The organism is Streptomyces sp. NPDC058697, from assembly GCF_042715345.1.
GTDB classification, from domain to species: Bacteria; Actinomycetota; Actinomycetes; order Streptomycetales; family Streptomycetaceae; genus Streptomyces; species Streptomyces liliifuscus.
Window position 1 is genome coordinate 350,962 of sequence record NZ_JBHXSU010000004.1, and the last position, 25,188, is coordinate 376,149.

The window sequence follows — 25,188 nt, forward strand, 5'->3', positions numbered from 1 at the left end:
TGCTCATGACGCTTTGGAGCTCCGGACCTACGAGCGTTCGAACTCGTCGGAGTCGTCCTTCCGGACCACGCACAGTGCCCAGATGATGAACCCCGAGAAGGCGATCATCACGATCGACCAGACCGGGGAGTACGGCAGGGAGAGGAAGTTGGCGATGATGATGAATCCGGCGATGGTGACGCCCGCTACGCGCGCCCACAACGACGCCTGGAAGAGTCCCATGCTGACCACCACGGCGACGGCGCCCAGGATGAGGTGGATCCATCCCCAGCCGGTGAGGTCGTACGCGAAGACGTAGTCGCGTGTCGTGACGAAGACGTCGTCCTCGGCGATCCCCATGATGCCCCGGAAGATGTCGAGCACGCCTGCGATCATGAGCATGACGGCTGCGAAAACCGTCAGACCCTCGGCCCACGGCCGATGGGCCGTCCGCGGGTGGTGCGTGGTGTGTGTGGCGGTCATCGTGCTGCCTCGATTCAGTCTCGTGCGGTGTTCCCGGCCGGTGCGAGTGCTGTCAGCTCCCGGAGGCGGTGCTGCCCGCCCGTTCCGAGGGGCCGTGGCCGCTCAGGACCAGGTCCTTCGCCCTGCGGAACTCCTCGTCCGTGATGTCGCCGCGGCCGCGGATCTCGGAGAGCTTGGCGAGTTCGTCGACGCTGCTGGGCCTGCCGTCGCCGCCCTTGGCGGTTTCCCGGACGTAGCTCGCGAAGGCCTCCTGCTGTGCGCGTGCCTGCGCGACCTCCCGGCGGCCCATGTTCTTGCCGCGGGCGATGACGTAGACGAAGACACCCAGGAAGGGCAGGAGGACGACGAACACCAGCCAGCCGGCCTTGGCCCAGCCGCTCATGTCGTCGTCACGGAAGATGTCGACGACGATCCGGAAGAGCAGAACGAACCACATGATCCACAGGAAGAACACCAGCATGGACCAGAAGACGCTCAGCAGGGGATAGTCGTACGCGAGGTACGTCGGCCCGCTCATCTCTTTCCTCCGTCCCGGGCGTTCGCCCGCCGGCCGTTGTCTGTCGCTTCCACCCTGCCCACGGCCACGACCGGGCGGCCTCACCCGAGGCGGGTGAGGCACGGTTCACGGGATCGCCCGCCCGGGTTCCGTATCGGCCGGTGCGGGTTCCGCGGCGGCGGCGAGCACCGCCGCCAGGGCCAGGGCGAACAGGACCAGGCCGAGGACGAGCACCACCGCGCCGACCGTGGGGTGGTTCCAGAGCACGAGGGCCAGGGCGCCCGCCCCGATGGTGATTCCGGCGGTCCACGACCGGTGCTCGGCCAGTCGGCGCCCCAGGGAGCCGGTGCGCAGCCCGGCGCGGCTCAGCGCCCTGCCGGCCGCCGTGGCGCCCCGCCGGGCCACGTTCCGCACTCCGCGTGCCGCCCGCCCGGGTCCGTACAGATAGGCACTCAGCGCTGTGATCAGGGAGACGACGAGGAGCGTGCGCGTGCTCTCCCGCAGGAAGCGGACGAAGGTGTCGAAGATCGCCGCGGCGGCGTCGGTGGACTGCGCCCCCGGGGGGATCCCGTCCAGGTAGACACGTCGTACGACCGCCAGTGCGACGAGCAGGAGCACCATCATGAGGGCGATGCCGAGAGCCGTGACCAGCAGCATCACCCGGTGTCCGGGAGCGGTCCACACGGCGAGGGCGGCGAGGGCGACGCCGAGTACTGGCAGCCACGTACCCATGATGTCCAGCAGCCGCATCGCGTCCTGTGCCTTCCCCAGCTGCTCGGTCTCGAACAGCGTGATGGTGCGGTCGGTGTCCGGGATGACGGCGGCCTTCTCGAAGCCCTGGTCGACGAGGCGCTGCCGCACCTGGTCGACGACGGCCCCGATGTCCAGTTCGACGGCCTCGCCCGTGGCGCGGAGGGCACCTTCCCGCTCTCCGGTGAGCATGTTCAGCACCGCTGCGTGAGCCCTTCGGTTGGCGCCTTCCCAGGCCTGCTCGAAGGCGTCGCCGGCGATCACACGGCTGACGTTCCGGTGGACGACGGTCTGCACCGCGGAGCGCAGCGGAGCGGCGAGGTTCTCGGACGCGTCCACCACTCGGGGCGGTGCCCCGGTGTCCGCGAGGGCCTTCGTGAGCGAGGCCGCCACCGCCTCGACGTCGACGTTGTCCACCACGCGGTTGGTCAGGCGGTCGGTCACGAGGTTCCGGACCGCCGGATCGGAGGCCAGCGGCGCGACGGTCCGTACATACTGGTCGGTGTCGGAGACGGTGTCCTGGACCCAGGCCGCGACGACGGCCAAGGGCGCCAGCAGAAGGGCGAGAAGCAGCAGGACCGAGGCACCGGCACGGCGCAGGCGCCGGTGGCGTACCCCGGTCGACCGGCGCAGCCGCTCGTACTCCGCTCGTTCCGCGGCGGTCAGGGCCTGACGCGACTGCGCGTCCGGGCCGGAGGGGGACGGTTCGGAGGCCTTGCCTGAGGCCATGGCTCCTCCTTGGTCGCGGTGACACCCCCCTCCCGGCCGCTTCGAGCGGCGCCTCAGGCGGTCCGGGCGGGGTCGCGGGCCCCCGTGACACCGGCCCTGCGGAGTGCGGCGCGCCAGGCGAGGGCGAGGGCCACCTCGGCCAGGCCGAGCAGGACGAGCCACAGTCCGAGCAGGCGGGTCAGTGCCCGGGCGGACTCGGAGGGCAGGGCCAGCACCACGATCCCCGCGACGATGCCGATCACCGCGATGCCGAGGACGAAGCCCCGGTGGGGCAGGTCCCGGGCGGCCAGAGCCGTGTAGAGGGTGAGAATGCCGGACACCACCCAGACGATCCCGACGATCAGTGAGAGCGCGGCGATGGTCTGCAGCGGGTTCCGCAGGCACAGCACCCCGCCGAGGACGTACAGCACGGCGAGGAGCAGCCCGGGCAGCCGTTCGCCGTGCTCTTCCCTGGCGAAGGTCTCGACGAACCGGAACCCCCCGGTCACGAGCAGGTACAGGCCGAGGAGAACCGCCACCACGTGCAGGGTCCCGTCCGGCCAGACGAGAATCAGGATGCCCGGCACCAGCGTGGCGATCGCGGAGCCCAGGACCCACGTCCAGGAGCGCCCGAGTTTCGCCAGTACCGCCGCGGGGTCGGCGGCGGGGACGGGGCCCCCGTAGGGCATGTGGTCCGGCCCGCCGGACGCATGGGCCGCCCCGTCGGGCTTGTGTGCCGGTCCGCTGCCCGGTTCCGGATCACGCGACACGGTCATGGCTCCTCCTCGCGCGATCGACAGGGTCGCTCCCGGACCGCCGGCGAGGCGGCACACGGGGATCGCAGGGCAAGCGTCCCGCCCGTCGCCGGTCACCGGGTCACCCCCCGCGGGTGATCCGTGCGGGCCGCCGGAGCGATGAGGTGAGGGCGGGAGGACACGCGCCGGCCTGCGGCGCGCACGACGAAGAGACACGAGATGGATGATCGAGCGGCTGCCCGGAGCGATCCCGTGGCCGCCCCGACGGAGTCCGCCCGGTCCGGGCGGACTCCGTACCGGAGACGACCGGGTCCGGGGCGGCGGGAGACAGTCGTGCCCGTCGCGCGAGCCGTGTGCCTCGCGGCGGGTCTGGTCACCGCGTACTACCTGCTTCCCCTGGACGGGCGCGGCACGGCCCGTACCGTGGCGCTGCTCACCTGCGGACTGCTGGCGGTCGTCCTGGTCTTCCTGTGGGAGGTGCGGGCCATCGTGCGCTCGCGCTCGCCCCGGCTGAAGGCCGTCGAGGCACTGGCAGCCACGCTGGCGCTGTATCTGGTGCTGTTCGCCGGCGTCTACTACGTCATGGAGCGTTCCTCCCCGGGGTCCTTCAGCGAGCCGCTGACCAGGACCGACGCGCTGTACTTCACCCTGACCACGTTCACCACCGTCGGGTTCGGCGACATCGCGGCCCGGTCCCAGACGGGACGCGTGGTGACGATGCTCCAGATGGTCGGCGGCCTGATGCTCGTGGGCATCGCCGCCCGGGTGCTCGCGGGCGCGGTCCGGGCGGGTCTGCGGAGACAGGGCCGGGAGCCACCGCCGGAGTAGGACTCCTCGGCACAGGAACACCGCACAGGAGGTGTGAGTCATGGCCGTACCGAGCGCATTCACAGCGTCCCTGACACCGGCCGAGCGAGCCGCGTACGGAAGGCAAGCGCGTACGCGCGCCTCGCGTTCGTGCCACGGCTGGTTCGAGACGGGGAAGGAACGACCCGACCCCATCGAGGTGATAGAGTATCAGTCGGCCACACGTCTGCCCGAGTTGGTGCCCATCCGCTACGGCCGCATGCTCGAATCCCCGTTCCGCTTCTACCGGGGTGCCGCGTCGATCATGGCGACGGACCTCGGCCCCGTCCCGAACACCGGACTGACGGCTCAGCTCTGCGGGGACGCCCATCTGCTCAACTTCCGGCTGCTGGCCTCACCCGAACGTCATCTCGTCTTCGACATCAACGACTTCGACGAGACCCTCGCCGGACCGTTCGAATGGGACGTCAAGCGACTCGCGGCGAGCTTCGCGATCGCCGCCCGGGCCAACGGCTTCTCGGTCAAGGAACAGAACGGCACGGTACGGACCTGCGTGCGGGCCTACCGGCAGCGGATGCGGACGTTCGCCGGCATGGGCACCCTGGACATCTGGTACGCCCAGGACGACGCCGACCGGCTACGGGAACTGCAGGCCTCCTCGATGGACAAGGAGACCAGGCGCCGCACCGCCGAGGCGACGACCCGGGCCCGTACGCGCACCCAGCTCCAGGCCTTCGCGAAACTCACCCGGATGACGGCCGAGGGCCGGCGCATCGCACCGGACCCGCCGCTGATCACCCCGTTCCAGGACCTGCTGCCGGACTCCTCGGAGGGCGACGAGGAGAAGGAGCTCCAGATCGTCCTGGACGGGTACAAGCGGACCCTGTCGTCCGAACGCCGGCACCTGCTGCGCCACTACCACCTGGCCGACATGGCCCGGAAGGTGGTGGGCGTCGGCAGCGTCGGTACGCGCTGCTGGATCGTGCTCCTCCTCGGCAGGGACGACTCCGACCCGCTGCTGCTGCAGGCCAAGGAGGCGCAGGAGTCGGTCCTCGCCGCCCACACGGGCGGCGACCAGTACGACAACCAGGGCCGCCGGGTGGTGGCCGGACAGCGGCTGATCCAGACGACCAGTGACATCTTCCTGGGCTGGACCCATGTCGTGGGCCTCGACGGACGCGAGCGCGACTTCTACGTACGCCAGCTCAAGGACTGGAAGGGCATCGCGCGGCCGGACACCATGGACCTCGGCATGCTCCGCCTGTTCGGGCAGTTGTGCGGGGCCAGTCTGGCGCGGGCCCACGCCCGCTCGGGCGATCCGGTGGCCATCGCCGCCTACCTGGGCGGAAGCGACCGTTTCGACCGCGCGCTCGCCGAGTTCGCCCAGGCCTACGCCGACCAGAACGAGCGGGACTTCGAGGCACTCGGCACCGCTGTCGCGTCCGGCAGGGTCCGGGCGGAAAGCCTGTGACCGCTGCTGCTCGTGCGGATCGTCGTACGTACGGGGCTGAATCGCGCCGATCGTCGTACGCGGCCGAACGCCGTGTCACTCCGGCAGTTGGCGCATCTCCAGGACCCGTAGTCCCAGCGAGCGGCAGCGGGCCAGCAGGCCGTACAGGTGTGCCTCGTCGATCACGGAGCCGTACAGGACCGTGTGTCCGGACATCATCACGTGATCCAGCTCCGGGAAGGCACTCTTCAGTGTCTCCGACATGTGTCCTTCGACGCGGATCTCGTAGCGCATGAGCTGCTCTCCCGCGGGTGGCCTGGGACAGGCGGGCTGCGGCCTTACGGTGCGATCCTCCGCCTCGGCGGACCGCCCGGCCTCACCCCGTAGAGGTGATACGCCGTCCGGCACGCGCTTCACCTGCGTCGATGCACACCGGCACGGGCCTCCCCGCCTCAATGCCGTCGCCTCAATGCCGTCGACGCCCTCAATGCGTCAGGTAGATCTTGAACGCGATGATCAGCAGCCCGAGCAGCAGGTTCACCGTGGCGGTGGCGGTCACCAGGCGCCAGGAGGCGCCTGCCCGTCGTGCCGCGGCCGCCGACCAGCCCACCTGGCCGGCCACGGCGACCGCGAGTGCCAGCCACAGGGAGCCCGACAGGTCGAGGCCCAGGAGGGGGCTGACCGCGACGGCGACGGCAGGAGGGACGGCGGCCTTGACGATCGGCCACTCGTCTCGGCACGCACGCAGCACGGTCCGGCGGTCGAGACCGAGCTCCGCCAGACGGGCCCCGAACAGCTGGGCGTGCACGTGCGCGATCCAGAACGCCACGCCGGTGAGCAACAGCAGCAGCACCAGTTCCAGACGCGGGAACTCGCCCAGGGATCCGGCCCCGACGATCACGGAGGCGGCGAGCATGGATCCGTAGACGGCACCGGTGTAGTCGGCGCGTTCCCGGCGCTCGACGCTGCCCGCTCGGGCCGCGGTGTGCTCGGCCTCGGACATCGCTGCCTCCCTCCAGGTCGGCCGGCCGGAGCCGATCGGTCAGCCGGTCGAGCCGGTCGGGCTGCTCGCCCCGGTGGGCGCGCCGGTGTCGGGTTGCTTCGGACGGCCGGCCCCTCGGGTCGGCAGATGCGGCGTGACCAGGAAGCTGGCGAGTGTGATTCCGCCGGTGGCGAGGATCGCCGCCTTGAGGCCGTCGAGCTGCGCCGTGGCGTACGAGTCACCGAGGGCGTCGACCTCGGACGGCGGCAGCCCGGCGCGTTCGGCGGCCGAGCGCACCTGGTCGGTGGGCACGAAGGTGATGCCGGCTTCGAGAGCGACCCCGGTCTGCTTCCGGGCCTCCTCCGACAGCTGCGGGTTCTTGTCCACCTGGGTGGTGAAGGCGTGGGCCAGGGCGCCGATGAGCAGTGATCCGATGAGGGCGGTGCCGAGTGCGGAGCCCAGGTTCTGGGCGGTGAACTGCAGTCCGCCGGCCTCGCTGCGTTCCTCCTCGACCACGCTGGACTGGACGACGTTGCCCAGCTGCGAGGCGAGCAGGCCCATGCCCACCCCGAGCACGGCCATGGCTCCGGCGAACTGCGCGTCGTCGATGACGGGATCGATGGTGGCCAGCAGCCACACGATGGAGCCGGTGAGGGTCAGCAGGGCCAGCCGGACCACCCGGCGCGGTCCGGCCGCCCGTCCCAGCCGGGCGGCGACCATGGAGGCCGCGAGCATGGTGACGGACACCGGGAGCAGTCGCAGACCTGTCTGGAAGGCGTCGAAGCCCTGCACAACCTGCAGATAGAGCGGAATGGTGAAGAACAGTCCCAGGAGGATGAGGTTCTGGCTCACCAGTGTCATCAGGCCGGATCGGAGCGCGGGTTTGCGCAGCAGGGGCAGATGCACCAGGGGCTCGGCGCCGCTCGCCTCCCGCCGTTTCTCCCAGTGATGGAAGAAGGCCAGTACGGCGATCCCCGCGGCGACGACGAACAGCGTCGGCGCGAAGCCGAAGACGGTGAAGGGCGGGTTGCGGGGCTGCACCCATCCCCAGGAGCCGCTCTGCAGCACACCGAGGACGCCGAGCGCGAGCCCGGTCGCCGAGAGTGCGGCGCCGACCCCGTCCAGGCGGGGGCTCGGACCGGTCCTGGGTTCTTCAGTGATCGCCCGGCGGAAGCAGAGCACGATCAGGACGACCACGACCTCACCGGCGAACACCAGCCGCCAGGTGAGGTACGTCGTCACCCAGCCGCCCAGCAGCGGGCCGACCGCGATTCCGGCTCCGGCGAGTCCGCCGATGACGCCGTACGCCACGGCCCTGTCCCGCCCTCGGTAGGCCTCGGCCACGAGGGCGGCCATGGCGGGCAGCACCAGCGCGGCGCCGAGTCCTTCGATGACCGACCAGCCCAGCGCGAGGACCCACAAGGTCGGGGCCGCGGCGGTCAGGGCCGATCCCGTGGCGTAGACGACGAGCCCGAACAGGAACAGACGACGGCGTCCGAAGATGTCTCCGAGCCGGCCTCCAATGATCATGAAGGCGGCCATGACCAGCGCGTACAGCGTGATGACGGCCTGGATCGCGGTGACCTCGGTGTCGAAGTCCTCCACCAGCTGGCTGATGGACACGTTCATGACGGAGGTGTCCAGGACCATCAGGAACTGGGCCGTACCCAGGACCATCAGCGCCCGCCAATGCCTCAAGATGCCCACCTCGCCGAGTCGCCCCGGGACCCGGCCAAGTCCACCGGGCAGCGACCGGCCGATGCCCTGCCGCCACCCCCATCGCACCCGACGAACGTGGCCGGCGCCTCACCCCGCACGGGCGAGCCGGGCACCCCGCGAAAGCCCCCGGCCGGGCAGGGGTCCCCGCCAGGGCAGGCCAAGAAGACGCAGCCACGCGCTCACAGCAGCCGCAGCTCGCGTGCGCGGTGCACCGCGTCGTGGCGCCGGTTCACCGACAGCTTCCGGTAGACGCTCTTGAGGTGGGTCTTGACCGTGTTCACCGATACGTACAGATCGGCGGCGATCTCCTCCGTCGACATCATCTGGGCGAGCCGTTCCAGTACGTCGTGCTCGCGTCCGCTCAGCTCCTCCACGACCGGTGCCGGCGGCAGGTCTCCGGGGCGAGTCCGCGTCGCGTCACACGGCGGCGGTCCGGGGGTGAGCCAGCCCTCGGCCAGCCCGCGCAGTGGCACCGTGCCCAGCAGGGGCCGGATCCACGGTCCGGCTTCGAGGAAGGGGCGCCGCAGCCGTTCGCGCCGTGCCTCGTGGAGGGCGTGGGCGACGAGTCTGCGCGCGGCGGCGGAGTCCCCCGCGCGGTCCGCGGCCTGGGCCCGCACCAGAGAGGCCCGGACGGTCACCGCGGGCCCCGTACGGCCGTCGGGACCGGTACGGGCCTCGGGTCCGGTACGGGCCTCGGGTCCGGTACGGGTCTCGGGGCGCAGTCGGTCGAGCAGGTCGAGCGCCTCGACGGGCCGGCCCGCGGCGAGCTGGGCCCGCGCGGCCGCCACGACGCACGCCGGCTGGTCGCCGGGCACCTCCTGCAGCAGCTCGGCAGCGGCCTGCGGCCGGCCTTCCGCCAGGTGCGCGGCCGAGGTCACCAGTGCCGTGTGCGCCGCCGACCAGGGTGAGACCACGTCGGCGGCAACGGCCGGTTCCGCCGCTTCGAGCGCGGCGTGCGTTTCGCCGCGGGCCAGGAGCAGGCGCGCGGTGGCGAGGGCCCGGCCCGCCCGCATCACCGGTTCCCGCATCGGGTGATGGGCGTCGGCCGCCGCGTCGAGGAATGCCTGGGCGCGGTCGAGTTCGTTGCGGTCGACGGCCACGGCGGCCAGGACGAGCAGCTCGATGCCGGAGCCGGACTCCTCCCTCAGGCCGAACCGCTCGGTCTCGGTGGTCGCCGCCAGTGCCTTGCGCTCCGCCTTGCCGGGCCAGCCGTTCAGATAGTCGATCAGGGCCAGATGGCCGAGGGACTCCTCACGCGGAAGCGCCGTAGAAGCTCCCCCTGAGCAGGCGACCGCACTGCTCAGGGAGTCACGTGCGTCGTCGAAGCGCCCGGCCCACAGCCGCGTCGAGCCGAGATGGGTCGACAGGAGGGCGGCGAGTTCGGGATGCGCGTCCAGGAGCCGGGCGGGCACCTCCTGCTGAAGTTCCGCGGCCGACTCCGCCGCCGACTCCGCCCTCGCGGGCGAACCGGTCAGCCGGGCAGCCAGTGCTTCCAGCAGGGCGCAGCTCAACCGGGCCGCCGCGAGGCCGGGCGGGCCATCCCCTGCCGGTGTCCGCTCTTCCGCCGCCAGGCTCTGCTCGGCATGCCGCAGGTGGGCCAGGCCGTGGTCGAGGTCGCTCCGCGCCAGCTCACGGGCCGCCCGGACGAGATCCGTGGCGGGGCTCGTGGCCCCGGGGCCCATCCCCGAGAACAGCTCGGCCAGATGGTCCGAGCGGAGACCGGTGAAGAGCTGGCCGATGGCGAGGTCGTCGACGAGGGCGCCGGCGGTGAATTCCCAGTCGCCCGCGGCGGCGCCATGCCCGAGCGTCTCCGCGAGGGATCCGGAGTCCCGCAGCCACGCCGCGGCCCGTCGGTGGAGTTCGGGCTCCAGACCGGGAGAGCGCATCCGCAGATGGGCGTGGAGGATCTCCCCGAACAGCGGGTGGAGCCGGTACCGGGCGTGCCCGAGGTACTCGACGAACGCGTTCTCGCGGTGCAGCCCGGCCAGGACGGACTCTGCGTCGGTTCGCCCGGTCAGCGCGTTCGCCAGCTCGGGACCGAAGCGGTCGAGGACGCTGACCCGCAGCAGGAGGTCCTGCGCCTCGGGGCTCTGCCGCTTGAGCACCTCCGCCAGCAGGAAGTCGGCCACCGTGGTGCGATCGGCCTCGAACTCCTTCAGATACGTCTCCGGATCTGGGCTCTCCTGCGCGGCCAGGGCACACAGCCGCAGTCCGGCGGCCCAACCCCGGGTGCGCTCCACGAGGGCCCGAGCGGCGGACACCGGAACGCGCAGCCCGTGCAGGTCCAGCAGCGCGGCCGCCTCCTCGGGGGTGAAGGCCAGGTCCGCGGCCCTGATCTCGGTCATGTCGCCGACCGCCCGATAGCGGTGCAACGGGAGCAGGGGCTCGGTGCGCGTGACGAGGATCAGGCGCATACCCCGTCCCGCGTGGTGCAGGACGAACTCCAGTTGCTCCGCGATCTCCGGCGCGGTCACCCGGTCGTACTCGTCGAGCACCACGATCACGGGCCGGTCCCGCTCGCTCAGGCCCGCGGCGAGGCGCGTCAGCAGCGTCTGGTCCACGCGGCTCGCGTCGGCGGGAGAACCGACCTCGGCGGGCGGGGGCACACCGGAGGCGGTCAGGGCCTGCAGGAAGTACGCCCAGAACATGCCGCAGCCCTGGGCCGTGGCGTCGTTGGTGAGCCAGGCCACGGGCCGGTCCCCTCGCGCGGCCCAGTCGGCGGCCAGCAGGGTCTTGCCGGCTCCCGCGGCCCCGCTGACCATGGTCAACGGCGTCCGCAGAGCCTGGTCGAGATGCCTGACCAGCCGCTCCCGTCGCAGAAACGTCGCGGGACGTGCCGGTATCACGAACCGCGTGTGCAGGAACGGGTCTCCTTGGGGATCGGCACACGACGTGGTCGGTTCCGGACCGTTCTCCTCCAGCCCAGCCATGGCGCTCACCACCACTGTTCGTCAGATCATGGGCAGCGCTCCCCCTCAGCATCCCGCGGATTCTGCGCATGTGCGCGCCAAAACAGACGCCAGTGGTCTCTCCGGGGCGGCAGCGGCGTCCGCCGCCGAGTCCTGTGGGTTCGTACGAGGACCGCGCCCGTCCGACAGCGCCCGCCCGGTCGTCCGCCGGCGGGACGGCCATGGTCAGGCCAGGCGCGTGACGGCCCGCGGCTCGTTACCGGGCCGCTCCCCGTCTGGCCGACCTCCTCTCCGACCGGGCCGAGGTGATTGGTGTAGGCAGGCATCTCGTCGACGGCGTACGCGACTGGCCCGGGCCGTCCCGCCGACGCGAGCGTGTGGACGTACAGGAAGCCGCCCGGAAAGCACGTGCCGACCGTCGCCCGGCGGGCGTCGCCGCGACCGCGCCGGAGCGGTCCGGCTTCACGGCGGTGGCCTGAACTCCCCGCCTCAAAAGGTCACTTACCACCGGCCCCGGCTCCACGCTCGTTACGCTCTCCGGCGTGTGCGCAAACATCATGGTCGCTGAAGACGACACGAAGCAGGCCGAACTGGTGCGCCGTTATCTGGAGCACGAGGGACACACGGTCACGGTGGTGGAGGACGGCCGTACGGCTCTTGAGCAGGTTCGGCACCAGGAACCCGACCTGCTCGTCCTCGATGTGATGATGCCCCGGGCCGACGGCCTCGACGTGGTACGGATCCTGCGCGCCGAGGGCCGCGAAGTGCTGGTGATGATGCTGACGGCCCGCAGTACCGAGGACGATCTGCTGCTCGGACTGGACCTCGGTGCCGACGACTACGTGACCAAGCCGTTCAGTCCGCGTGAGCTGGTGGCCCGGGTGCGTACGCTCCTGCGCCGCAACCGGAGCTCGGACGGGTCCGTCCCCGCCGCCGACCCCACGCCCGGCTCCGCCGGGGACAAGGCGCTGTCGGTGGGCGCGCTCAGAGTCGATCCGGATCGGCACGAGGTGTCCGTCGGCGGGACGCCCGTCGTGTGCACTCCCGGCGAGTTCCGCATCCTGGCCGCGATGGCGGCAGAGCCCGACCGGGTCTTCACTCGGCAGCGGCTCCTGGAGGAACTGCACGGCTTCGACAAGTACATCAGCGGCCGCACCGTCGACGTACACGTCATGAACCTGCGCAAGAAGATCGAGCGCGCCCCTCGGCGGCCGGACCGGCTGCTCACGGTTTTCGGCGTCGGCTACAAGCTGACGGATCCCGCCAGGACCAGTACGAGGACCGACACGAGGACCAACGCGAAGGGCGTGCGCCGTGCGTCGTCGTGACGAGCGGGCGCGGCTGCCGCTCCGCAAGAGCCTGCTCGGACGGCTGCTGACCGTGTCGGTGCTGGTGGCCTCGTGTTCGGTCGCCGCCACCGCCTGGCTCGCCGTGCAGACGACCTCCGGCGCGATCCGCCAGGAGCAGGGCCAGAACCTCAGCGCCGACGCCGAGATCTACAACACCCTGCTGGGGTACGCGGCGACCCACCCGGGCTGGGAGGGCGTCGACGGCACCGTACGCAAACTGGCCGGGAAGTCGCAGCGCCGGATCGTGCTGACCACCCAGGACAAGCGACCGCTGTTCGACTCCTCCGACGACTCGAACGGCACCTCTTCCCCCGCCCCGCTGCCACCGCAGGCCTCGGCTGTCGTCGACCCGCTGTCCGTCGACACCGTGCTGGTGCCCGACACCGCCTCCGCGGGCGCGGACCGCGTCGATCCACGCGCGGTGGGGCCGTTCCTGCTGCCCGCGCAGGAACGTACGCTCCTGCGGAAGGCCAGCGCCGACAGCGCGCAGTGCCTCGGTGCGGCGGGCATCGCCGCGGACGTCGTCGAGAGTCCGAGCGGGCGGTCCCGCGTCCAGTTCGTGAGCAGTGAGACCGACCGTTCCATGGAACTGAAGTGTCTGACGTCCTTCGCGGCCGGTCCCACGCCGACCGAGAAGAAGGCCCTGAGCGCGCTCAACCAACTGGCCGACGCCTGTCTGAAGCGCCAGGGCCGTACGGGCGTGAAGCTGAACCTGGACCTGTCCTGGGAACGGGGATTGGGGTCGGGAGGCACGGACACCGGCCTGCCGGTCGCGCTTCCCACGACCGGCCTCACCAAGGAGGAGGCGGACGCCCAGCAGCGGGCCGCGGAGCAGAAGGCGATCGAGGAGAAGGCGGCGCTCGCCAGGGCGACCAAGGAGAAGGCGACCGACGACGGGCGCATGCCCCAGGCTCACAGCAGCAAGCACGACCGGGCCATAGCCGCCTGCGTCGGCAGCGCCCGCCGCGAACAGCTCACGTCGTATGTCGCCGCGCCCGCACTGCTGTTCATCGACAGCACCGACGCCGCCGCCGGTGTGCCCGGTTTCGATCTCTCCCCGGCCAACACCGCACGCATCGCCGGGGTCACGGCCCTGGTCCTCGCCCTCACCGTCGGCGCCTCGGTGATCGCCGGAGCCCGGCTCGTACGCCCGTTGCACGCGCTCACCGGCGCCGCCCAGCGGATGCGGGACGGCATGGACTCGGCGCCCGTACCGGTCGGCTCGGACAACGAGATCGGACGGCTGGCGGCGGCCTTCAACGACATGGCCGCGCACCGGGCCCGGCTGGAGGAGCAGCGCAAGGTGATGGTCAGCGACGTCGCCCATGAGCTGCGTACCCCGCTGAGCAATATCCGTGGCTGGCTGGAGGCTGCACAGGACGGTCTCGCCGAACCGGACCCGGCGTTCGTCTCCTCGCTGCACGAGGAGGCGGTGCAGCTTCAGCACATCGTCAACGATCTCCAGGACCTGGGCGCTGCCGACGTCGGCGCGCTGCGCCTGCACCTGGAGCGGGTGCGCGTGGACGACCTGCTCGGCCAGGTCGCCGCGGCACACCAGGGTCTGGCCGAGACCGCGGGTGTCACCCTGGCGGTCTCCGTGGCACCGCCCGACGCCCCCCGACCGCCGCTGCTCGACGCCGACCCCGTCCGGCTGCGGCAGGCGATGAGCAACCTGGTCTCCAACGCCGTACGCCACACACCGTCCGGTGGCAGGGTGACGCTTCGCTCGTACGTCACCGATTCCGGGGACGAGGTGGCCGTGGAGGTGGCCGACACCGGCAGCGGCATCCCCGCGGGCGATGTCCCCCATGTGTTCGACCGGTTCTGGCGGGCGGAGAAGTCCCGCAACCGGAGCACCGGCGGCAGCGGGCTCGGCCTGGCGATCGTCCTCAAGCTCGCCGAGGCCCACGGTGGCACGGCGAGCGTGGTGAGCACGGAGGGAAAGGGCTCGGTTTTCACCCTCTGGCTGCCGGTCACACGGGACGAAACAGCCTCCACCGGACCGGAAAACGAACCCGAGAACGGACCGGAGAACGGACCGACGAACGGACCGGAAGGAACTGCGAAGGACCGCGGAATTCCGGGGGCCGGGGAGACCCCTGGCCAGCCCTGATGCGATGACCATGAGCTTCTGACAGCTTCTTCACAAGTGGGCGCGAGTGTGGGGCCATGCCCGGAACCTGGTGCGGCTCGCCAACCAGGTACCACCAAGGCCGGGCTGGAACTGGAGCGATACATGTCCCGCCAACTCACCCTGCGTTTCGCCGTTCTGACCGCCGTCGCGACCGGCGCGATGCTCGTCCCGGTCGGCGCGGCTGTCGCCGACGACCCGACCCCCACGCCGAGCGCGGTCACAGGAGAGGACAAGACCGCGGCCGAGAAGAAGGCCGAGGACGCCAAGAAGGCGAAGGAGCTCGAAGCCAGGAAGGCCGCGGCCGCCAAGGACCTTCCGAAGGGCGGCGTCGCCGCGGGCGAGGCCCCGGCCGAAGACACCGGCACGGCCACCCTCGTCGGTTCGGCCACCGGCGCTCTGCTGCTCGCGGGCGCCGGCACCATCGTCCTGCGCCGCCGCGCCGCAGGGCGCCACAACGGCTGAGGCTCGGCACGGCCCGACCGGGCACACGGTGGCGCCGCCCTTCTCCGGGCGGCGCCACCACGTATGTGCCTGGCCCCGTCAGTCGTTCAGGCCCCTTGGTCCCTTGGTCCCTTGGTCCTGCTGGTTCTGCTGGTTCTGCTCTGGAGTCCGTTGTGTCACCTGCACCCCGTCCGGTACGGCGCTTCGGCACGCTGCCGGCTCTTGCCCGTGTCGCCCTCGTCGTACCCGTGGTCCTCGCCGTGCTCACCGGCTGTTCGTCGGCCGCCGACAAGCCTGCCCCGGCGTCCCCGAACACCCCCGCTGCCGCCGGTACCGCCTCGCCGGGCGCTCCGGAGGCCACACAGCCGGGCGTCCCCACCGAAGTCGCCGTCCCCTCGATCGGGATCACCAGTTCCCTGATGGAGCTCGGTCGCAACACGGACGGGACCGTGGAGGTCCCCCCTCCCGAGAAGGGCATGACCGCCGGCTGGTACATCGGCGGCTCCGTGCCCGGTGAGGTCGGTCCCGCCGTGATCATCGGCCACAACGACACCCGCTTCGGCAAGGCCGTCTTCCACGACCTCAAGAAGATCACCAAGGGCGCGGACATCACCGTCACCAACGACCGCGGCGAATCGGCGCACTTCACGGTCACGGACACCGAGAGCGTCAGCAAGGACTCCTTCCCCACCGAGAAGGTCTACGGCCCGACGAAGGACCGCGCCCTACGCCTGGTCACCTGCGACGGCGACTTCGACAGCGAGGGCCACCCGGTGAACAACCTCATCGTCTATGCGACGTTGGCGTGAGGGGTGAGGTGTGAGGCATGACAACTCACCTACGCCGCAACCTGTGCACGGTGCCCGTCGCGCCGGACTGCTCGACGTCGGTGTTGTGGGCGTCGCCGCGTCTGTTCGGAACATGACCCACCTGCCAGCCGGAGGGCGAGCGGACGGCCGCCATCGCGTGGATCGTCGAAGGCACCTGGCGCGCCTGTGTGGACGCCGCCCGCACCCGCGCCCCGGAGGACTCCGACATCGTCCTGCTCCAGGTGACCGGCCGTGGGATCCCGGGCATCGCGCACGGCGCCTTCGCCGGCCTGCTCCTCCAAGACGCCGCCGACCGGCCATGCAGACGGCATCACCCACGCAGCGTTCCACCCCAACGAACACCTGCTCGCCACATCCGGCGACGGCTGCACAACGCGGTTCTGGGCATGGCCGGGACTGCCGACCGGCGGGGGCTACGGGCGGAGCACGATCTTGCCGTGGGTGTGCCCCCGTTCCAGCTCACGGAACGCGTCTCGCACCTGCTCCAGCGGGTAGGTGCGGGCGATCGGTACCTCCAGCTCACCGCGTGTGGCAAGCCGGGCCAGCTCGCCGAGCACGACCGCGCAGGCTGCCGCGCCTTCTCCGTAGGTTTGCGCCCCGACCCTGGCCGCGGCCTGCCAATCGCGGATCGTGTTGATCCGCTCGGGCCGAACACCCAGTTCCACTGCCAGCTCCACATAGCCGTCGCCGAACGTGTCGATGAACGCGTCGACGTGCCCGCCGGAAGCCTCCCGGATTCGTTCGGCCGCGCCCTCCCCGTACGCGACCGGGACGACGCCGCGCTGCTTCAACCAGTCATGGTTCCCCTCGCTCGCCAGCCCGATCACCGTGGCGCCGCGCCGCCGCGCGAGCTGCACGACAAAGGACCCGACGCCGCCCGCCGCACCTGACACCACGACGGTGTCCGCCGGCCCGGGATCCACCGCGAACACACAGGCGTACGCGGTCGTGCCGGCCACGTACAACGAGCCGGCCACGTCCCAGGACAGCCCCGGTGGACGCGAGACCACGTCCACGTCGTCGACCGCGACGAACTCCGCATGGCTGGCCCTGTCATGGGTGAAGCCCAAGACCTCATCGTTCACCGCGAAGCCGCGCACCTGCGGGCCGACCTCCACCACGACACCGGCCAGGTCGCTGCCCTGCCCGGAGGGGAACGCAGCGGGCCAGCGTCCGTGACGCGCGCCCTCGCGGATCATCACCTCGCCGGGCTGGATCCCGGCCGCGCGGACCTCGATCAGCACCTGTCCGGGGCCGGGCGTCGGCCGCTCCACCTCCTCCACCCGCAGCACATCGATCCCGCCGTACTCGTGGAACCGCACCGCCTTCATCGCGTGATCACCGCATTCCCTCGTTCGGACAAGTCCTGGACGGGCCACGTACCGGATGCCACACACCGACCGTGCCATCGCGTTCAACGGCCCAGGGACGGGGTTGTCTTCCCAGCACTGCCGCCGACAGCGATAACTCCCACCCCCACATCGGCCCCGCCGGGAAAGCACCCCCGGCCCGACCGCACCGTGCAATCCGAGCACCCGGGACGTCGCCGGAGAGCGTCGACAAGGGCCGGTACGGTAGTGCTCTTCGGGCTGCTCAGCTCCGGAGTCCAAGCCGCTCGCGCCCACCGGCCCGGGAACCGAACCACCGCATCCGGACGCACTCGCTCGCGAGCAGCCCTCTCGGCGTCGGTGAAGCCCGCACCTTGCCGCATACCTCACAGCCCCAGCAGCACCGGACCAGGAGCCCTGATCTGCCGGACGCCCCGACATCCCGCGTTCAGGTGCAAAAGCGTTTTCGGTTTCCTCGCCGCGTGTTGATCCCATTACTGATCAAGACGACGATACCGAGGGTGCCGAGGCCCACCCCGGCAAACGTCAGCCAGCGGGTTCGATACGGAGGACGGCGGCGGTGTCGCGGATTTCGACTACCTTCAGGCTCATGGCGTCGTTGATGGTCGCGGCGGGTCCCTCGCCGCAGGTGAGCCCGACGCCGCCGCTGCCGTTCGAGGACACACCGCCGCCACCGGAACAGCCCGAAACGCTGTAGCCCGACCCTGTCAGCGGCGCAACCATCTCGACTTCACCGCCGGTGATCGCCGTCACCTCGATCGGCCCGAGGCCGTACTTTTCCGGCACCGTCACGACGTCCCCCACGGCGACCTCGATCTCACATGTCCCGTCAGCGCACGGCCCGGCCGGTGAGGGCGACGGCGTGGCCGTCTCCGTGGGAGTCGGCCCGGGATCCGACGCCGGTGCCCTGGAGCCGGTCCCACTGGGCCGCCCCTCGACGGGAGACCCGTCCGAAGAATCAGCGGAACACGACGTGACAGCGGCGAAGACGACAGCGACAACGATGACGGCGGTGGATGACGTTCTACGCATCATGGCCGCCATTGAACCGCGCCACGACCGGGACCCCTCCCCACCGTCGTCCCGGCAGTCGTGCCACCGAGTCGCCCAGGGACGTTCCTCTCGGGCGGTCCGCCCGCAATGGCGTCAGCCCGGCGGCAGGCAGTGGTGGTCGGGCGTGACGGTCCCCCGGATACGGTGACCGATGTCGCGCAACTGCCGCTGGTGTCAGTGCCGTGTCAACAAATAGCCCCCGAACAGCACAACTGGGACGGCCTACCTCGTGGCCCGCCGTAGCCCTCGCAGAGATTCCGGCAGCGTCCCCATGGTGGCTGCGCTCATGCCCACACCCAGAACTATGGTGTCCCACCACATGTGCCACTGACCTGGGCCTTCCTACGGTGTGGCGACACGAAAGCGTCCCCGCCAACCGCCTGGAAGTGGTGCCGATGTCCTCCCCCGCAACCGCTCCCCCACCCCCCGCCAGCCTCAAGCGCATCGTCGCCGCGAGCCTCATCGGCACCACCATCGAGTGGTACGACTTCTTCCTGTACGGAGCCGCCGCCGCGCTCGTCTTCAACAAGCTGTTCTTCCCGGACTCCGACCCGCTCGTCGGCACATTGCTGTCGTTCCTGACGTACGCGGTGGGCTTTGCCGCGCGGCCGATCGGGGCGCTCGTCTTCGGGCACTACGGCGACCGGCTCGGGCGCAAGAAGTTGCTGGTCCTGAGTCTGATGCTGATGGGCGGGGCGACCTTCGCGATCGGGCTGCTGCCCACGCACGCGACGGTCGGTACGGCGGCGCCGGTGCTGCTGACCGTGCTGCGCCTGGTGCAGGGCTTCGCGCTGGGCGGGGAGTGGGGCGGCGCGGTGCTGCTCGTGTCGGAGCACGGGGACGCGCGGCGGCGCGGGTTCTGGGCCTCGTGGCCGCAGACCGGGGCGCCCGCCGGGCAGTTGCTGGCGACGGGCGTGCTGTCGCTGCTGACCGCCGTGCTGTCGGACGCCGCCTTCACCTCCTGGGGCTGGCGCATCCCGTTCCTGCTGTCGGGCGTGCTGGTGATCGTCGGTTTGTGGATTCGTCTGTCTGTCGATGAGTCGCCTGTCTTCAAGGCGGCCCTCGCCCAGGCCGAGGCGCGCAAGGCGACCCAGGACGGTGCTCCCGAGAAGCTGCCGTTGGTGTCCGTGCTCCGCCACCACTGGCGGGACGTCCTGATCGCCATGGGCGCGCGCATGGCGGAGAACATCAGCTACTACGTGATCACCGCCTTCATCCTCGTGTACGCCACCACCTCGGCCGGTCTGTCCAAGCAGACCGCGCTGAACGCGGTGCTCATCGCCTCCGCCGTCCACTTCGCGGTCATCCCGCTGTGGGGCGCCCTCTCCGACCGCGTGGGCCGCCGGCCGGTGTATCTGCTGGGCGCGGCCGGTATCGGACTGTGGATGTTCCCGTTCTTCTCGCTCATCGACACCGGGAGTTTCGGGAACCTGATCCTCGCCGTGACCGTGGGCCTGGTCCTCCACGGGGCGATGTACGCGCCGCAGGCCGCCTTCTTCTCGGAGATGTTCGCGACGCGCATGCGCTACTCCGGCGCTTCGATCGGCGCGCAGTTCGCGTCGGTCGCCGCGGGCGCGCCCGCACCCCTCATCGCGACCGCGCTCCTCAAGGACTACGACAGCTCCACGCCCATCTCCCTGTACGTGATCGGGGCGGTCGTGCTGACGCTGATCGCGGTGGGCGTGGCGAAGGAGACCCGGCACCGCGACCTCGCGGACATTGAAGGAGACGACAGCACCGAGGCAGACGACGCGAAGGCGTCCGCCCGCACCGCGGACGCCCATACCGTCTGAGCCGGTGGCCCCGGACCGACCCCCGTACGCCCGCGCGTACGGGGGTCAGTGCTGTCAGGGATGCCCCGTGGACGTCAACCGGTGCAGCCGCAGGGCGAGTTGGATCTCCAGTGTGCGGGCCGGGCTCTGCCAGTCGGACCCCAGCAGGCGGCCCACCCGTTCCAGGCGCTGCGCGACCGTGTTGACGTGGACGTGCAGCTCGTCCTTGGTGCGCGCGGGGCTCATGCCGCAGGCGAAGTAGGCGTCGAGGGTGTGCAGGAGATCGGTGCCGCGCTTCTCGTCGTAGGTGACGACCTGGCCGATGGTGCGCTCGACGAAGCCCGAGACGTCTCTGCTCCCGGCGAGCAGCAGCCCCAGGAACCCGAAGTCCTCCGCGGCGGCGCCGTCCCCGGTACGGCCGAGCAGCCGCAGGGCTTCGAGGCATCGCTGCCCTTCGGTGTAGGCCTCGGCCACGGTGTCCGGGCGGACGGCCAGGTCCCGGACCGGTGCCGAGGCGCCGACGGTGACCGCCTCGTGCACGGCGGTGCCAGCTCCTTGGCCGTGCGGCGGGCCAGCTCCGTCGCGGTGTCACCGGAGTTCAGGGGCAGCAGCAGGACGGTGCCGCCGTCGCGTGCGGCGGCCAGTCCGTGCCGGGTGGCGGCGAGGTGGGACGCGGCGGACCACAGTCTGCGGCGGGCGGCGGCCTCCTGGTCCGCGTCGGCTGCCGTGGCGTCGAGACGGGAGGCCAGCACCACGTGGGTGGCGTCGAGGTCGGCGTCCAGCCGGGCGGCGCGCTCGCGCAGCAGCCGGGGATCGCGGTCACGCGCGTCGAGCAGATCGTCCAGCAGCTCACCGCGGACGCGCTGTTCGGCCTCGGCGGCCGAACGCCGGGCCAGCAGCAGGAGCGAGGTGACCATGGCCGCCCGCTCCAGAGTGCGCTGGTCGACGGGGTCGAGTCCCGGATGGCCGCGCAGCACCAGCGCGCCGAGCAGTTCGCCGCCGGCGGTCACGGCCGCGACCCAGTCGTCCCCGTGCCGTACGGCGTGTCCCTCGGCCCGTGACACCTCCAGGGCGTCACCGGGCGCGGTGCCCGCGTCGGCGAACTGCACACTGCCGTCGAGGATCTCGGACACCGCGGCCGACACGTCGTGGACCCCGCCGCCCCGCAGCACCAGCTCGGCCAGCCGGTCGTGGACGCCGGAGGCCCGCTCGATGACCCCGCTGCGGTCGCGGATGATCTCGTTGGCCCGCTCCAGGTCCGCCAGCGCCTCGCGGGTCTCGGTGAGCAGGTTCGCCGTGTCGATGGCGGCGGCCGCCAGGGCGGCGAACGAGCCGAGCAGCGCGATCTGTTCCCGCTCGAAGACCCGCGCCCGGCGGTCGGCGGCGAACAGGACGCCGATGACGTGCGGCCCGAGCATCAGCGGCACACCGAGGATCGCCACCAGGCCCTCGTCCCGTACGCCCGTGTCGATGGTCGGGGTGTGCTGGAAGCGGTCGTCCTGGAAGTAGTCGTCAGTGACATAGGGGCGGGCCGTCTGGGCGACGAGTCCGCCGAGGCCCTCCCCCATGCCGAGCCGCAGCTGCTGGAAGCGCGCCGCGACCGATCCCTCGGTGACCCGCATGTACGTGTCGCCCTCGGCCGGGTCGTTCAGGCTCAGGTACGCGACGTCCGTGCCCAGCAGGGAGCGGGCGCGCTGCACGATCGCCTGGAGCACGGCGTCGAGGTCGCGCAGCCCCGCCAGGTCGTGGGCCGTTTCGAAGAGCGCGGACAGCTCGGCCTCGCGTCTGCGGCGCCCCTCCATCTCCGAGCGCACGCGCAGGGCGAGGAGCTTGGCGCGCTCCAGAGCGGCGATCCGGTCGGGCGGCAGCCCGTCCGCGCGGGCGAGCAGCACCGGCTGCTCGTAGGCGTCGGCGGACGCGCCCCGGGCCAGCAGCTCCAGGAACGGCGCCTCGGCGCTCGCCTCGGAGCGCTCGGCGGACTGCAATTGATCGCGAGACATGTGCACCAGGATTACCCGTCGCACCGACAGCCTGACCAGCCCTGTGGACAACTCATGCTCAGTGCGCGGTCCAGCCGCCGTCGAGGACCAGTGAGGTGCCGGTGACGAAGGACGTGGCCGGGCCGCACAGGTACGCCACGGCCTCGGCGACCTCGTCCGGTTCGATGAGACGCTTGACCGCGCTGTCCTGCAGCATGATCTCGCCGAGCACCCGCTCCTCGGGGATGCCGTGGGCGGCGGCCTGGTCGGCGAGCTGCTTCTCGACCAGTGGGGTGCGCACATAGGCGGGGTTCACACAGTTCGAGGTGACGCCGTGGGGGGCGCCCTCCAGGGCCGCGGTCTTGGAGAGGCCCTCCAGACCGTGTTTCGCCGCCACATACGCCGACTTGAAGGCGGAGGCGCGGAGCCCGTGTACGGACGACACATTGACGATGCGGCCCCAGCCCTGCCCGTACATGTGCGGAAGCGCCCCGCGGATCAGCCGGAACGGGGCCTCCAGCATCACGGTCAGCACGGTGTGGAAGGTGTCGGGCGGGAACTCCTCGATGGGGCGCACCAGCTGGAGCCCGGCGTTGTTGACGAGGATGTCGGTGCCGGCCGCGGCGGACTCGGCGGCGTCCAGGTCGGTGAGGTCGAGGACGTGTGGTTCGACCGTGCCCGCGAGGCCGCGGGCCTGTTCGGTGAGGGTGTCCAGTCCCCCGGCGTCCCGGTCGACCGCCCGCACCTTGGCCCCGGCAGCGGCGAGCCGCAGTGCGCAGGCGCGGCCGATGCCACCCGCGGCGCCGGTGACGAGGGCGGTGCGGCCGCCGAGGTCGAGGGACGGGACGTGGGTGCCTGCGAGGGCGCTGGGCGCGGTCATGCCCCGACCCTAGGCAGCGGCGACGCCCCTACCGATGTGGGTGCAACCCACACTTCGCGCTCAGGTCATGGGGTCGAACCACGTGGGCTCGTCGGACAGCGCCTGCTTGATCCGGAACAGTCCGTGCTCGGTCAGCTCCGGCAGCGCGTCCACGTCGAACCAGCCGACCTCCAGCGACTCGTCGTCGTTGACACGGGCCTCGCCGCCGACGGCCCGGCAGCGGATCGTGATGTCCATGAACTGGCAGATGTCGCCGTTCGGGTATGTGGTCGGCGTCAGTGCCTGTACGAGCACTACGCGCTCGGCGACACACCGGACGCCCGTCTCCTCGTGCACCTCCCGCACGGCACAGGCCGCGGGCTGCTCCCCCGGGTCCGTCATTCCGGCGATGACGGCCCACTTGCCGGTGTCGGCCCGGCGTCCCAGCAGCACTCTGCCCTCGTCGTCGAAGACGACGGCGGTGACTCCGGGGAGCCAGAGCAGTTGTTGGCCGGCGGTGGCCCGGATCGTACGGATGAAGTCAGGAGTAGCCATGGGCCGACCCTAACCGCCTGGTTTCGCCGGCTCGGCGCGTTCAGGACGCGTACGAGCAGCGCACCACCGGCGTACGGCTACGCGTCACCGGCGCGTCGTCCGCGCACTCCGGCCGTCACGGCCCAGCCGAGGCCGCCAGCGGCGATCAGCACCAAGACCATTTCCGGCGCGATTCCGACCCGTGTGGCAGGTGTCTCGGAGGAGCGCAGCGGGACCTTCTGGACGAGGGAGTCCGCCACGAACATGCCGGTCCGCTGGGTGATCTTCCCGTCCGGCATGATCACGGCACTGACGCCGCTGGTCACCGGGACGGTGACGGTACGGCTGTGCTCGACGGCGCGGATCCGGGACATCGCGAGCTGCTGGTAGGTCATCTCGCTGCGGTCGAACGTGGCGTTGTTGCTTGGTACGGAGATCATCTGTGCGCCGTGGGTGACGGTGTCGCGCACGGCCCAGTCGAAGGCGGCTTCGTAGCAGGTCGCGAGGCCGACCCGGGTGCCCGCCATGGTGAACACGCCCGGCTCGGTGCCGCGGCTGAAGTCCTGGCGGACCATGGAGGTCCAGTCGTCGTTGATGGCTCCGATGAGCGACCGCATGGGGAGGTACTCGCCGAACGGCTGGACCTGCCGCTTGTCGTAGGTGGCGCCGGGGCCCTTCTGCGGGTCCCAGAGGATCTGCTCGTTGTAGAGCTTGCCGTTCTTCTCGACGACGCCGCCGACCGAGATGGGCGCGCCGATCGCCTTGGCCGCCTTGTCGATCACGGCGTAGGCGTCGGGGTTGCGGAACGGGTCGATGTCGGAGGAGTTCTCCGGCCAGAGCACGAAGTCGGGCTGGGCGACCTTGCCCGCCTTGATCTGCGCGGCGAGGCGCTCGGTCTCGCGTGCGTGGTAGTCGAGGACGGCGCGCCGCTGGGAGTTGAAGTCGAGGCCCGCGCGCGGCACGTTGCCCTGGATGACGGCGACGGTCGCGGTGCCGTTCTCGGCCTTGTCGCTGACCAGGGGCCTCGCGGCGAAGGCGCCGAGCACGGGGAGGAGGAAGCTGAGCAGAGCCACCGCGGCGGCCCCGCGTCGTACGGCACGGGTGCGCCGCGTCTCGACGGCCAGGCGGACGATCTCGTACAGGCCGAAGCCGCACAGGACGACGGCGAAGCCGAGCACGGGGGTGCCGCCCAGCGCGGCGAGCGGCAGGAAGACGCCGTCCGCCTGGCCAAAGGCGATCTTGCCCCAGGGGAAGCCGCCGAACGGGGCACGCGCGCGTGCCGCCTCGCCGGCGATCCACAGGGCGGCGGCCCACAGGGGCCAGCCGGGCAGCTTGGACACGACCGCGATGCCGGCGCCGACGAGCGCGACATACACGGCCTCGATGACGACCAGAGCGATCCACGGTCCGGGACCGACCTCGACGCCGGTCCACACGAGCAGGGGCAGCAGGAAGCCGAGGCCGAAGAGGTAGCCGAGACCGAGGCCCGCCTTCCAGGTGCGGCCGCGCAGCAACCAGCCGAAGAGCGCGAAGGCCGGCAGGGCCAGCCACCACAGCGTGCGCGGCGGGAAGCTGACGTAGAGCAGCACTCCGGAGAGTGCCGCGGTGGCGGCCGGAGCGAGCCGCCGCATCAGCCGAACCACGCGCGAAACGGGCCGGGCCTGCGGTTCGAGCTGCTCCGGCTCGTCCACGGAGGTTGCTGTGACGGTCACCCCCGGAGTGTACGGCGGGTGGTCACGACGCCGACAGCGCGGCCCTGGTCACCTGCCCGCACTCCCCTCCCACCTGCTGCATCGTTTCTGCGCAACTCGTCCACAAACCGGCGCATCACCCGTTACGGTGTGCCGGAG

The 25,188-nt window shown here is 71.3% G+C and carries 23 protein-coding genes and 1 pseudogene; 9 read left to right on the forward strand and 15 right to left on the reverse strand.

All coding sequences use genetic code 11. From position 1 onward, the window contains the following. Positions 1-27 precede the first annotated feature (27 nt). The 4 genes from ACFWXQ_RS12455 to ACFWXQ_RS12470 all read right to left on the reverse strand — a co-directional run bounded on the left by ACFWXQ_RS12455 (position 28) and on the right by ACFWXQ_RS12470 (position 3,192). Positions 28-462, reverse strand: a complete 435-nt coding sequence (locus ACFWXQ_RS12455) for a hypothetical protein (RefSeq protein WP_383956679.1) — start codon at positions 460-462, stop codon at positions 28-30. 52 nt (positions 463-514) lie between these two features. After that, positions 515-979: an SHOCT domain-containing protein gene (locus tag ACFWXQ_RS12460; RefSeq protein WP_383956676.1), complete on the reverse strand. Its 465-nt coding sequence runs from the start codon at positions 977-979 to the stop codon at positions 515-517. A gap of 105 nt (positions 980-1,084) precedes the next feature. After that, positions 1,085-2,437, reverse strand: coding sequence for a hypothetical protein (locus tag ACFWXQ_RS12465; protein ID WP_383956673.1), 1,353 nt, complete (start codon positions 2,435-2,437; stop codon positions 1,085-1,087). Positions 2,438-2,490: 53 nt separating this feature from the next. Then, a complete protein-coding gene (locus tag ACFWXQ_RS12470) occupies positions 2,491-3,192 on the reverse strand; it encodes an HdeD family acid-resistance protein (RefSeq protein ID WP_383956670.1) in 702 nt (233 codons plus the stop codon). Positions 3,193-3,504: 312 nt separating this feature from the next. Between ACFWXQ_RS12470 and ACFWXQ_RS12475 the strand changes: the two genes are divergently transcribed. Together ACFWXQ_RS12475 and ACFWXQ_RS12480 are read left to right on the forward strand one after the other, a co-directional pair. Continuing rightward, on the forward strand, positions 3,505-3,999 hold the full coding sequence (locus ACFWXQ_RS12475) for an ion channel (RefSeq protein ID WP_386268118.1): 495 nt from the start codon (positions 3,505-3,507) through the stop codon (positions 3,997-3,999). Between the two features lie 40 nt (positions 4,000-4,039). Further along, positions 4,040-5,449 carry a DUF2252 domain-containing protein gene (locus ACFWXQ_RS12480; protein WP_383956265.1) on the forward strand — a complete coding sequence of 470 codons (1,410 nt, stop codon included), beginning with the start codon at positions 4,040-4,042 and terminating at the stop codon, positions 5,447-5,449. 75 nt (positions 5,450-5,524) lie between these two features. On the opposite strand, the gene ACFWXQ_RS12485 is transcribed toward ACFWXQ_RS12480, so the two are convergent. The 4 genes from ACFWXQ_RS12485 to ACFWXQ_RS12500 form a co-directional block, all read right to left on the reverse strand. Beyond that, positions 5,525-5,722 carry a hypothetical protein gene (locus tag ACFWXQ_RS12485; protein WP_383956262.1) on the reverse strand — a complete coding sequence of 66 codons (198 nt, stop codon included), beginning with the start codon at positions 5,720-5,722 and terminating at the stop codon, positions 5,525-5,527. 190 nt (positions 5,723-5,912) lie between these two features. Beyond that, entirely contained in the window at positions 5,913-6,431 is a 519-nt protein-coding gene (locus ACFWXQ_RS12490; protein ID WP_383956259.1) for a hypothetical protein, read from the reverse strand. 39 nt (positions 6,432-6,470) lie between these two features. Continuing rightward, on the reverse strand, positions 6,471-8,108 hold the full coding sequence (locus ACFWXQ_RS12495; protein ID WP_383956256.1) for an MFS transporter: 1,638 nt from the start codon (positions 8,106-8,108) through the stop codon (positions 6,471-6,473). A gap of 200 nt (positions 8,109-8,308) precedes the next feature. Next, on the reverse strand, positions 8,309-11,059 hold the full coding sequence (locus ACFWXQ_RS12500) for a LuxR C-terminal-related transcriptional regulator (protein WP_386268121.1): 2,751 nt from the start codon (positions 11,057-11,059) through the stop codon (positions 8,309-8,311). Between the two features lie 284 nt (positions 11,060-11,343). Here ACFWXQ_RS12500 and ACFWXQ_RS12505 point away from each other — a divergent pair, with 284 nt between their 5' ends. The 5 genes from ACFWXQ_RS12505 (at position 11,344) to ACFWXQ_RS12525 (ending at position 15,771) form a co-directional block, all read left to right on the forward strand. Then, positions 11,344-11,517 carry a hypothetical protein gene (locus tag ACFWXQ_RS12505; protein ID WP_383957151.1) on the forward strand — a complete coding sequence of 58 codons (174 nt, stop codon included), beginning with the start codon at positions 11,344-11,346 and terminating at the stop codon, positions 11,515-11,517. 78 nt (positions 11,518-11,595) lie between these two features. Next, positions 11,596-12,366, forward strand: a complete 771-nt coding sequence (locus ACFWXQ_RS12510) for a response regulator transcription factor (protein WP_383957154.1) — start codon at positions 11,596-11,598, stop codon at positions 12,364-12,366. Continuing rightward, a complete protein-coding gene (locus ACFWXQ_RS12515; protein ID WP_386268123.1) occupies positions 12,353-14,500 on the forward strand; it encodes a sensor histidine kinase in 2,148 nt (715 codons plus the stop codon). Before ACFWXQ_RS12510 ends, ACFWXQ_RS12515 begins: the two co-directional genes overlap by 14 nt. A gap of 123 nt (positions 14,501-14,623) precedes the next feature. Further along, complete coding sequence (locus tag ACFWXQ_RS12520) at positions 14,624-14,983, forward strand: hypothetical protein (RefSeq protein WP_383942187.1); 360 nt, start codon at positions 14,624-14,626, stop codon at positions 14,981-14,983. Positions 14,984-15,135: 152 nt separating this feature from the next. Further along, the gene (locus ACFWXQ_RS12525) at positions 15,136-15,771 is read left to right on the forward strand and encodes a class F sortase (RefSeq protein WP_383942183.1); all 636 of its coding nucleotides are present in this window, start codon (positions 15,136-15,138) and stop codon (positions 15,769-15,771) included. A gap of 25 nt (positions 15,772-15,796) precedes the next feature. Here ACFWXQ_RS12525 and ACFWXQ_RS12530 read toward each other — a convergent pair whose 3' ends face one another. After that, the gene (locus ACFWXQ_RS12530; protein ID WP_383942180.1) at positions 15,797-16,000 is read right to left on the reverse strand and encodes a hypothetical protein; all 204 of its coding nucleotides are present in this window, start codon (positions 15,998-16,000) and stop codon (positions 15,797-15,799) included. A 23-nt stretch (positions 16,001-16,023) separates the two neighbouring features. On the opposite strand from ACFWXQ_RS12530, the gene ACFWXQ_RS12535 reads away from it, so the two are divergent. Further along, positions 16,024-16,287: a WD40 repeat domain-containing protein gene (locus tag ACFWXQ_RS12535; protein WP_383942177.1), complete on the forward strand. Its 264-nt coding sequence runs from the start codon at positions 16,024-16,026 to the stop codon at positions 16,285-16,287. On the opposite strand, the gene ACFWXQ_RS12540 is transcribed toward ACFWXQ_RS12535, so the two are convergent. Further along, positions 16,206-17,123 carry an NADP-dependent oxidoreductase gene (locus ACFWXQ_RS12540; protein ID WP_383942174.1) on the reverse strand — a complete coding sequence of 306 codons (918 nt, stop codon included), beginning with the start codon at positions 17,121-17,123 and terminating at the stop codon, positions 16,206-16,208. The two genes, ACFWXQ_RS12535 and ACFWXQ_RS12540, sit on opposite strands and share 82 nt — an antisense overlap. A 543-nt stretch (positions 17,124-17,666) precedes the next feature. Further along, positions 17,667-17,945, reverse strand: coding sequence for a hypothetical protein (locus ACFWXQ_RS12545; RefSeq protein ID WP_383942171.1), 279 nt, complete (start codon positions 17,943-17,945; stop codon positions 17,667-17,669). Between the two features lie 644 nt (positions 17,946-18,589). Between ACFWXQ_RS12545 and ACFWXQ_RS12550 the strand changes: the two genes are divergently transcribed. Further along, a complete protein-coding gene (locus tag ACFWXQ_RS12550) occupies positions 18,590-19,987 on the forward strand; it encodes an MFS transporter (RefSeq protein WP_383942168.1) in 1,398 nt (465 codons plus the stop codon). 54 nt (positions 19,988-20,041) lie between these two features. On the opposite strand, the pseudogene ACFWXQ_RS12555 reads toward ACFWXQ_RS12550, so the two are convergent. The 4 genes and pseudogenes from ACFWXQ_RS12555 to lnt form a co-directional block, all read right to left on the reverse strand. Further along, positions 20,042-21,966 (reverse strand): annotated as a pseudogene (locus ACFWXQ_RS12555) (helix-turn-helix domain-containing protein). Between the two features lie 58 nt (positions 21,967-22,024). Next, a complete protein-coding gene (locus tag ACFWXQ_RS12560) occupies positions 22,025-22,825 on the reverse strand; it encodes a 3-hydroxybutyrate dehydrogenase (protein WP_383942166.1) in 801 nt (266 codons plus the stop codon). Positions 22,826-22,885: 60 nt separating this feature from the next. Further along, entirely contained in the window at positions 22,886-23,359 is a 474-nt protein-coding gene (locus ACFWXQ_RS12565) for an NUDIX domain-containing protein (protein ID WP_383942163.1), read from the reverse strand. A 77-nt stretch (positions 23,360-23,436) separates the two neighbouring features. Beyond that, a complete protein-coding gene (gene lnt, locus ACFWXQ_RS12570; protein WP_383942160.1) occupies positions 23,437-25,050 on the reverse strand; it encodes an apolipoprotein N-acyltransferase in 1,614 nt (537 codons plus the stop codon). Between the last annotated feature and the right edge of the window lie 138 nt (positions 25,051-25,188).

Bases quoted from the DNA above. Each gene is read 5' to 3' on its own strand.
- ACFWXQ_RS12520 (WP_383942187.1), top strand. From the start codon at position 14,624: ATGTCCCGCCAACTCACCCTGCGTTTCGCCGTTCTGACCGCCGTCGCG.
- ACFWXQ_RS12500 (WP_386268121.1), bottom strand. From the start codon at position 11,059: ATGGCTGGGCTGGAGGAGAACGGTCCGGAACCGACCACGTCGTGTGCC.
- ACFWXQ_RS12455 (WP_383956679.1), bottom strand. From the start codon at position 462: ATGACCGCCACACACACCACGCACCACCCGCGGACGGCCCATCGGCCG.
- ACFWXQ_RS12460 (WP_383956676.1), bottom strand. From the start codon at position 979: ATGAGCGGGCCGACGTACCTCGCGTACGACTATCCCCTGCTGAGCGTC.
- ACFWXQ_RS12480 (WP_383956265.1), top strand. From the start codon at position 4,040: ATGGCCGTACCGAGCGCATTCACAGCGTCCCTGACACCGGCCGAGCGA.
- ACFWXQ_RS12550 (WP_383942168.1), top strand. From the start codon at position 18,590: ATGTCCTCCCCCGCAACCGCTCCCCCACCCCCCGCCAGCCTCAAGCGC.
- ACFWXQ_RS12530 (WP_383942180.1), bottom strand. From the start codon at position 16,000: ATGTCGGAGTCCTCCGGGGCGCGGGTGCGGGCGGCGTCCACACAGGCG.
- ACFWXQ_RS12465 (WP_383956673.1), bottom strand. From the start codon at position 2,437: ATGGCCTCAGGCAAGGCCTCCGAACCGTCCCCCTCCGGCCCGGACGCG.
- ACFWXQ_RS12510 (WP_383957154.1), top strand. From the start codon at position 11,596: ATGGTCGCTGAAGACGACACGAAGCAGGCCGAACTGGTGCGCCGTTAT.
- ACFWXQ_RS12490 (WP_383956259.1), bottom strand. From the start codon at position 6,431: ATGTCCGAGGCCGAGCACACCGCGGCCCGAGCGGGCAGCGTCGAGCGC.
- ACFWXQ_RS12565 (WP_383942163.1), bottom strand. From the start codon at position 23,359: ATGGCTACTCCTGACTTCATCCGTACGATCCGGGCCACCGCCGGCCAA.
- ACFWXQ_RS12540 (WP_383942174.1), bottom strand. From the start codon at position 17,123: ATGAAGGCGGTGCGGTTCCACGAGTACGGCGGGATCGATGTGCTGCGG.
- ACFWXQ_RS12470 (WP_383956670.1), bottom strand. From the start codon at position 3,192: ATGACCGTGTCGCGTGATCCGGAACCGGGCAGCGGACCGGCACACAAG.
- ACFWXQ_RS12560 (WP_383942166.1), bottom strand. From the start codon at position 22,825: ATGACCGCGCCCAGCGCCCTCGCAGGCACCCACGTCCCGTCCCTCGAC.
- ACFWXQ_RS12485 (WP_383956262.1), bottom strand. From the start codon at position 5,722: ATGCGCTACGAGATCCGCGTCGAAGGACACATGTCGGAGACACTGAAG.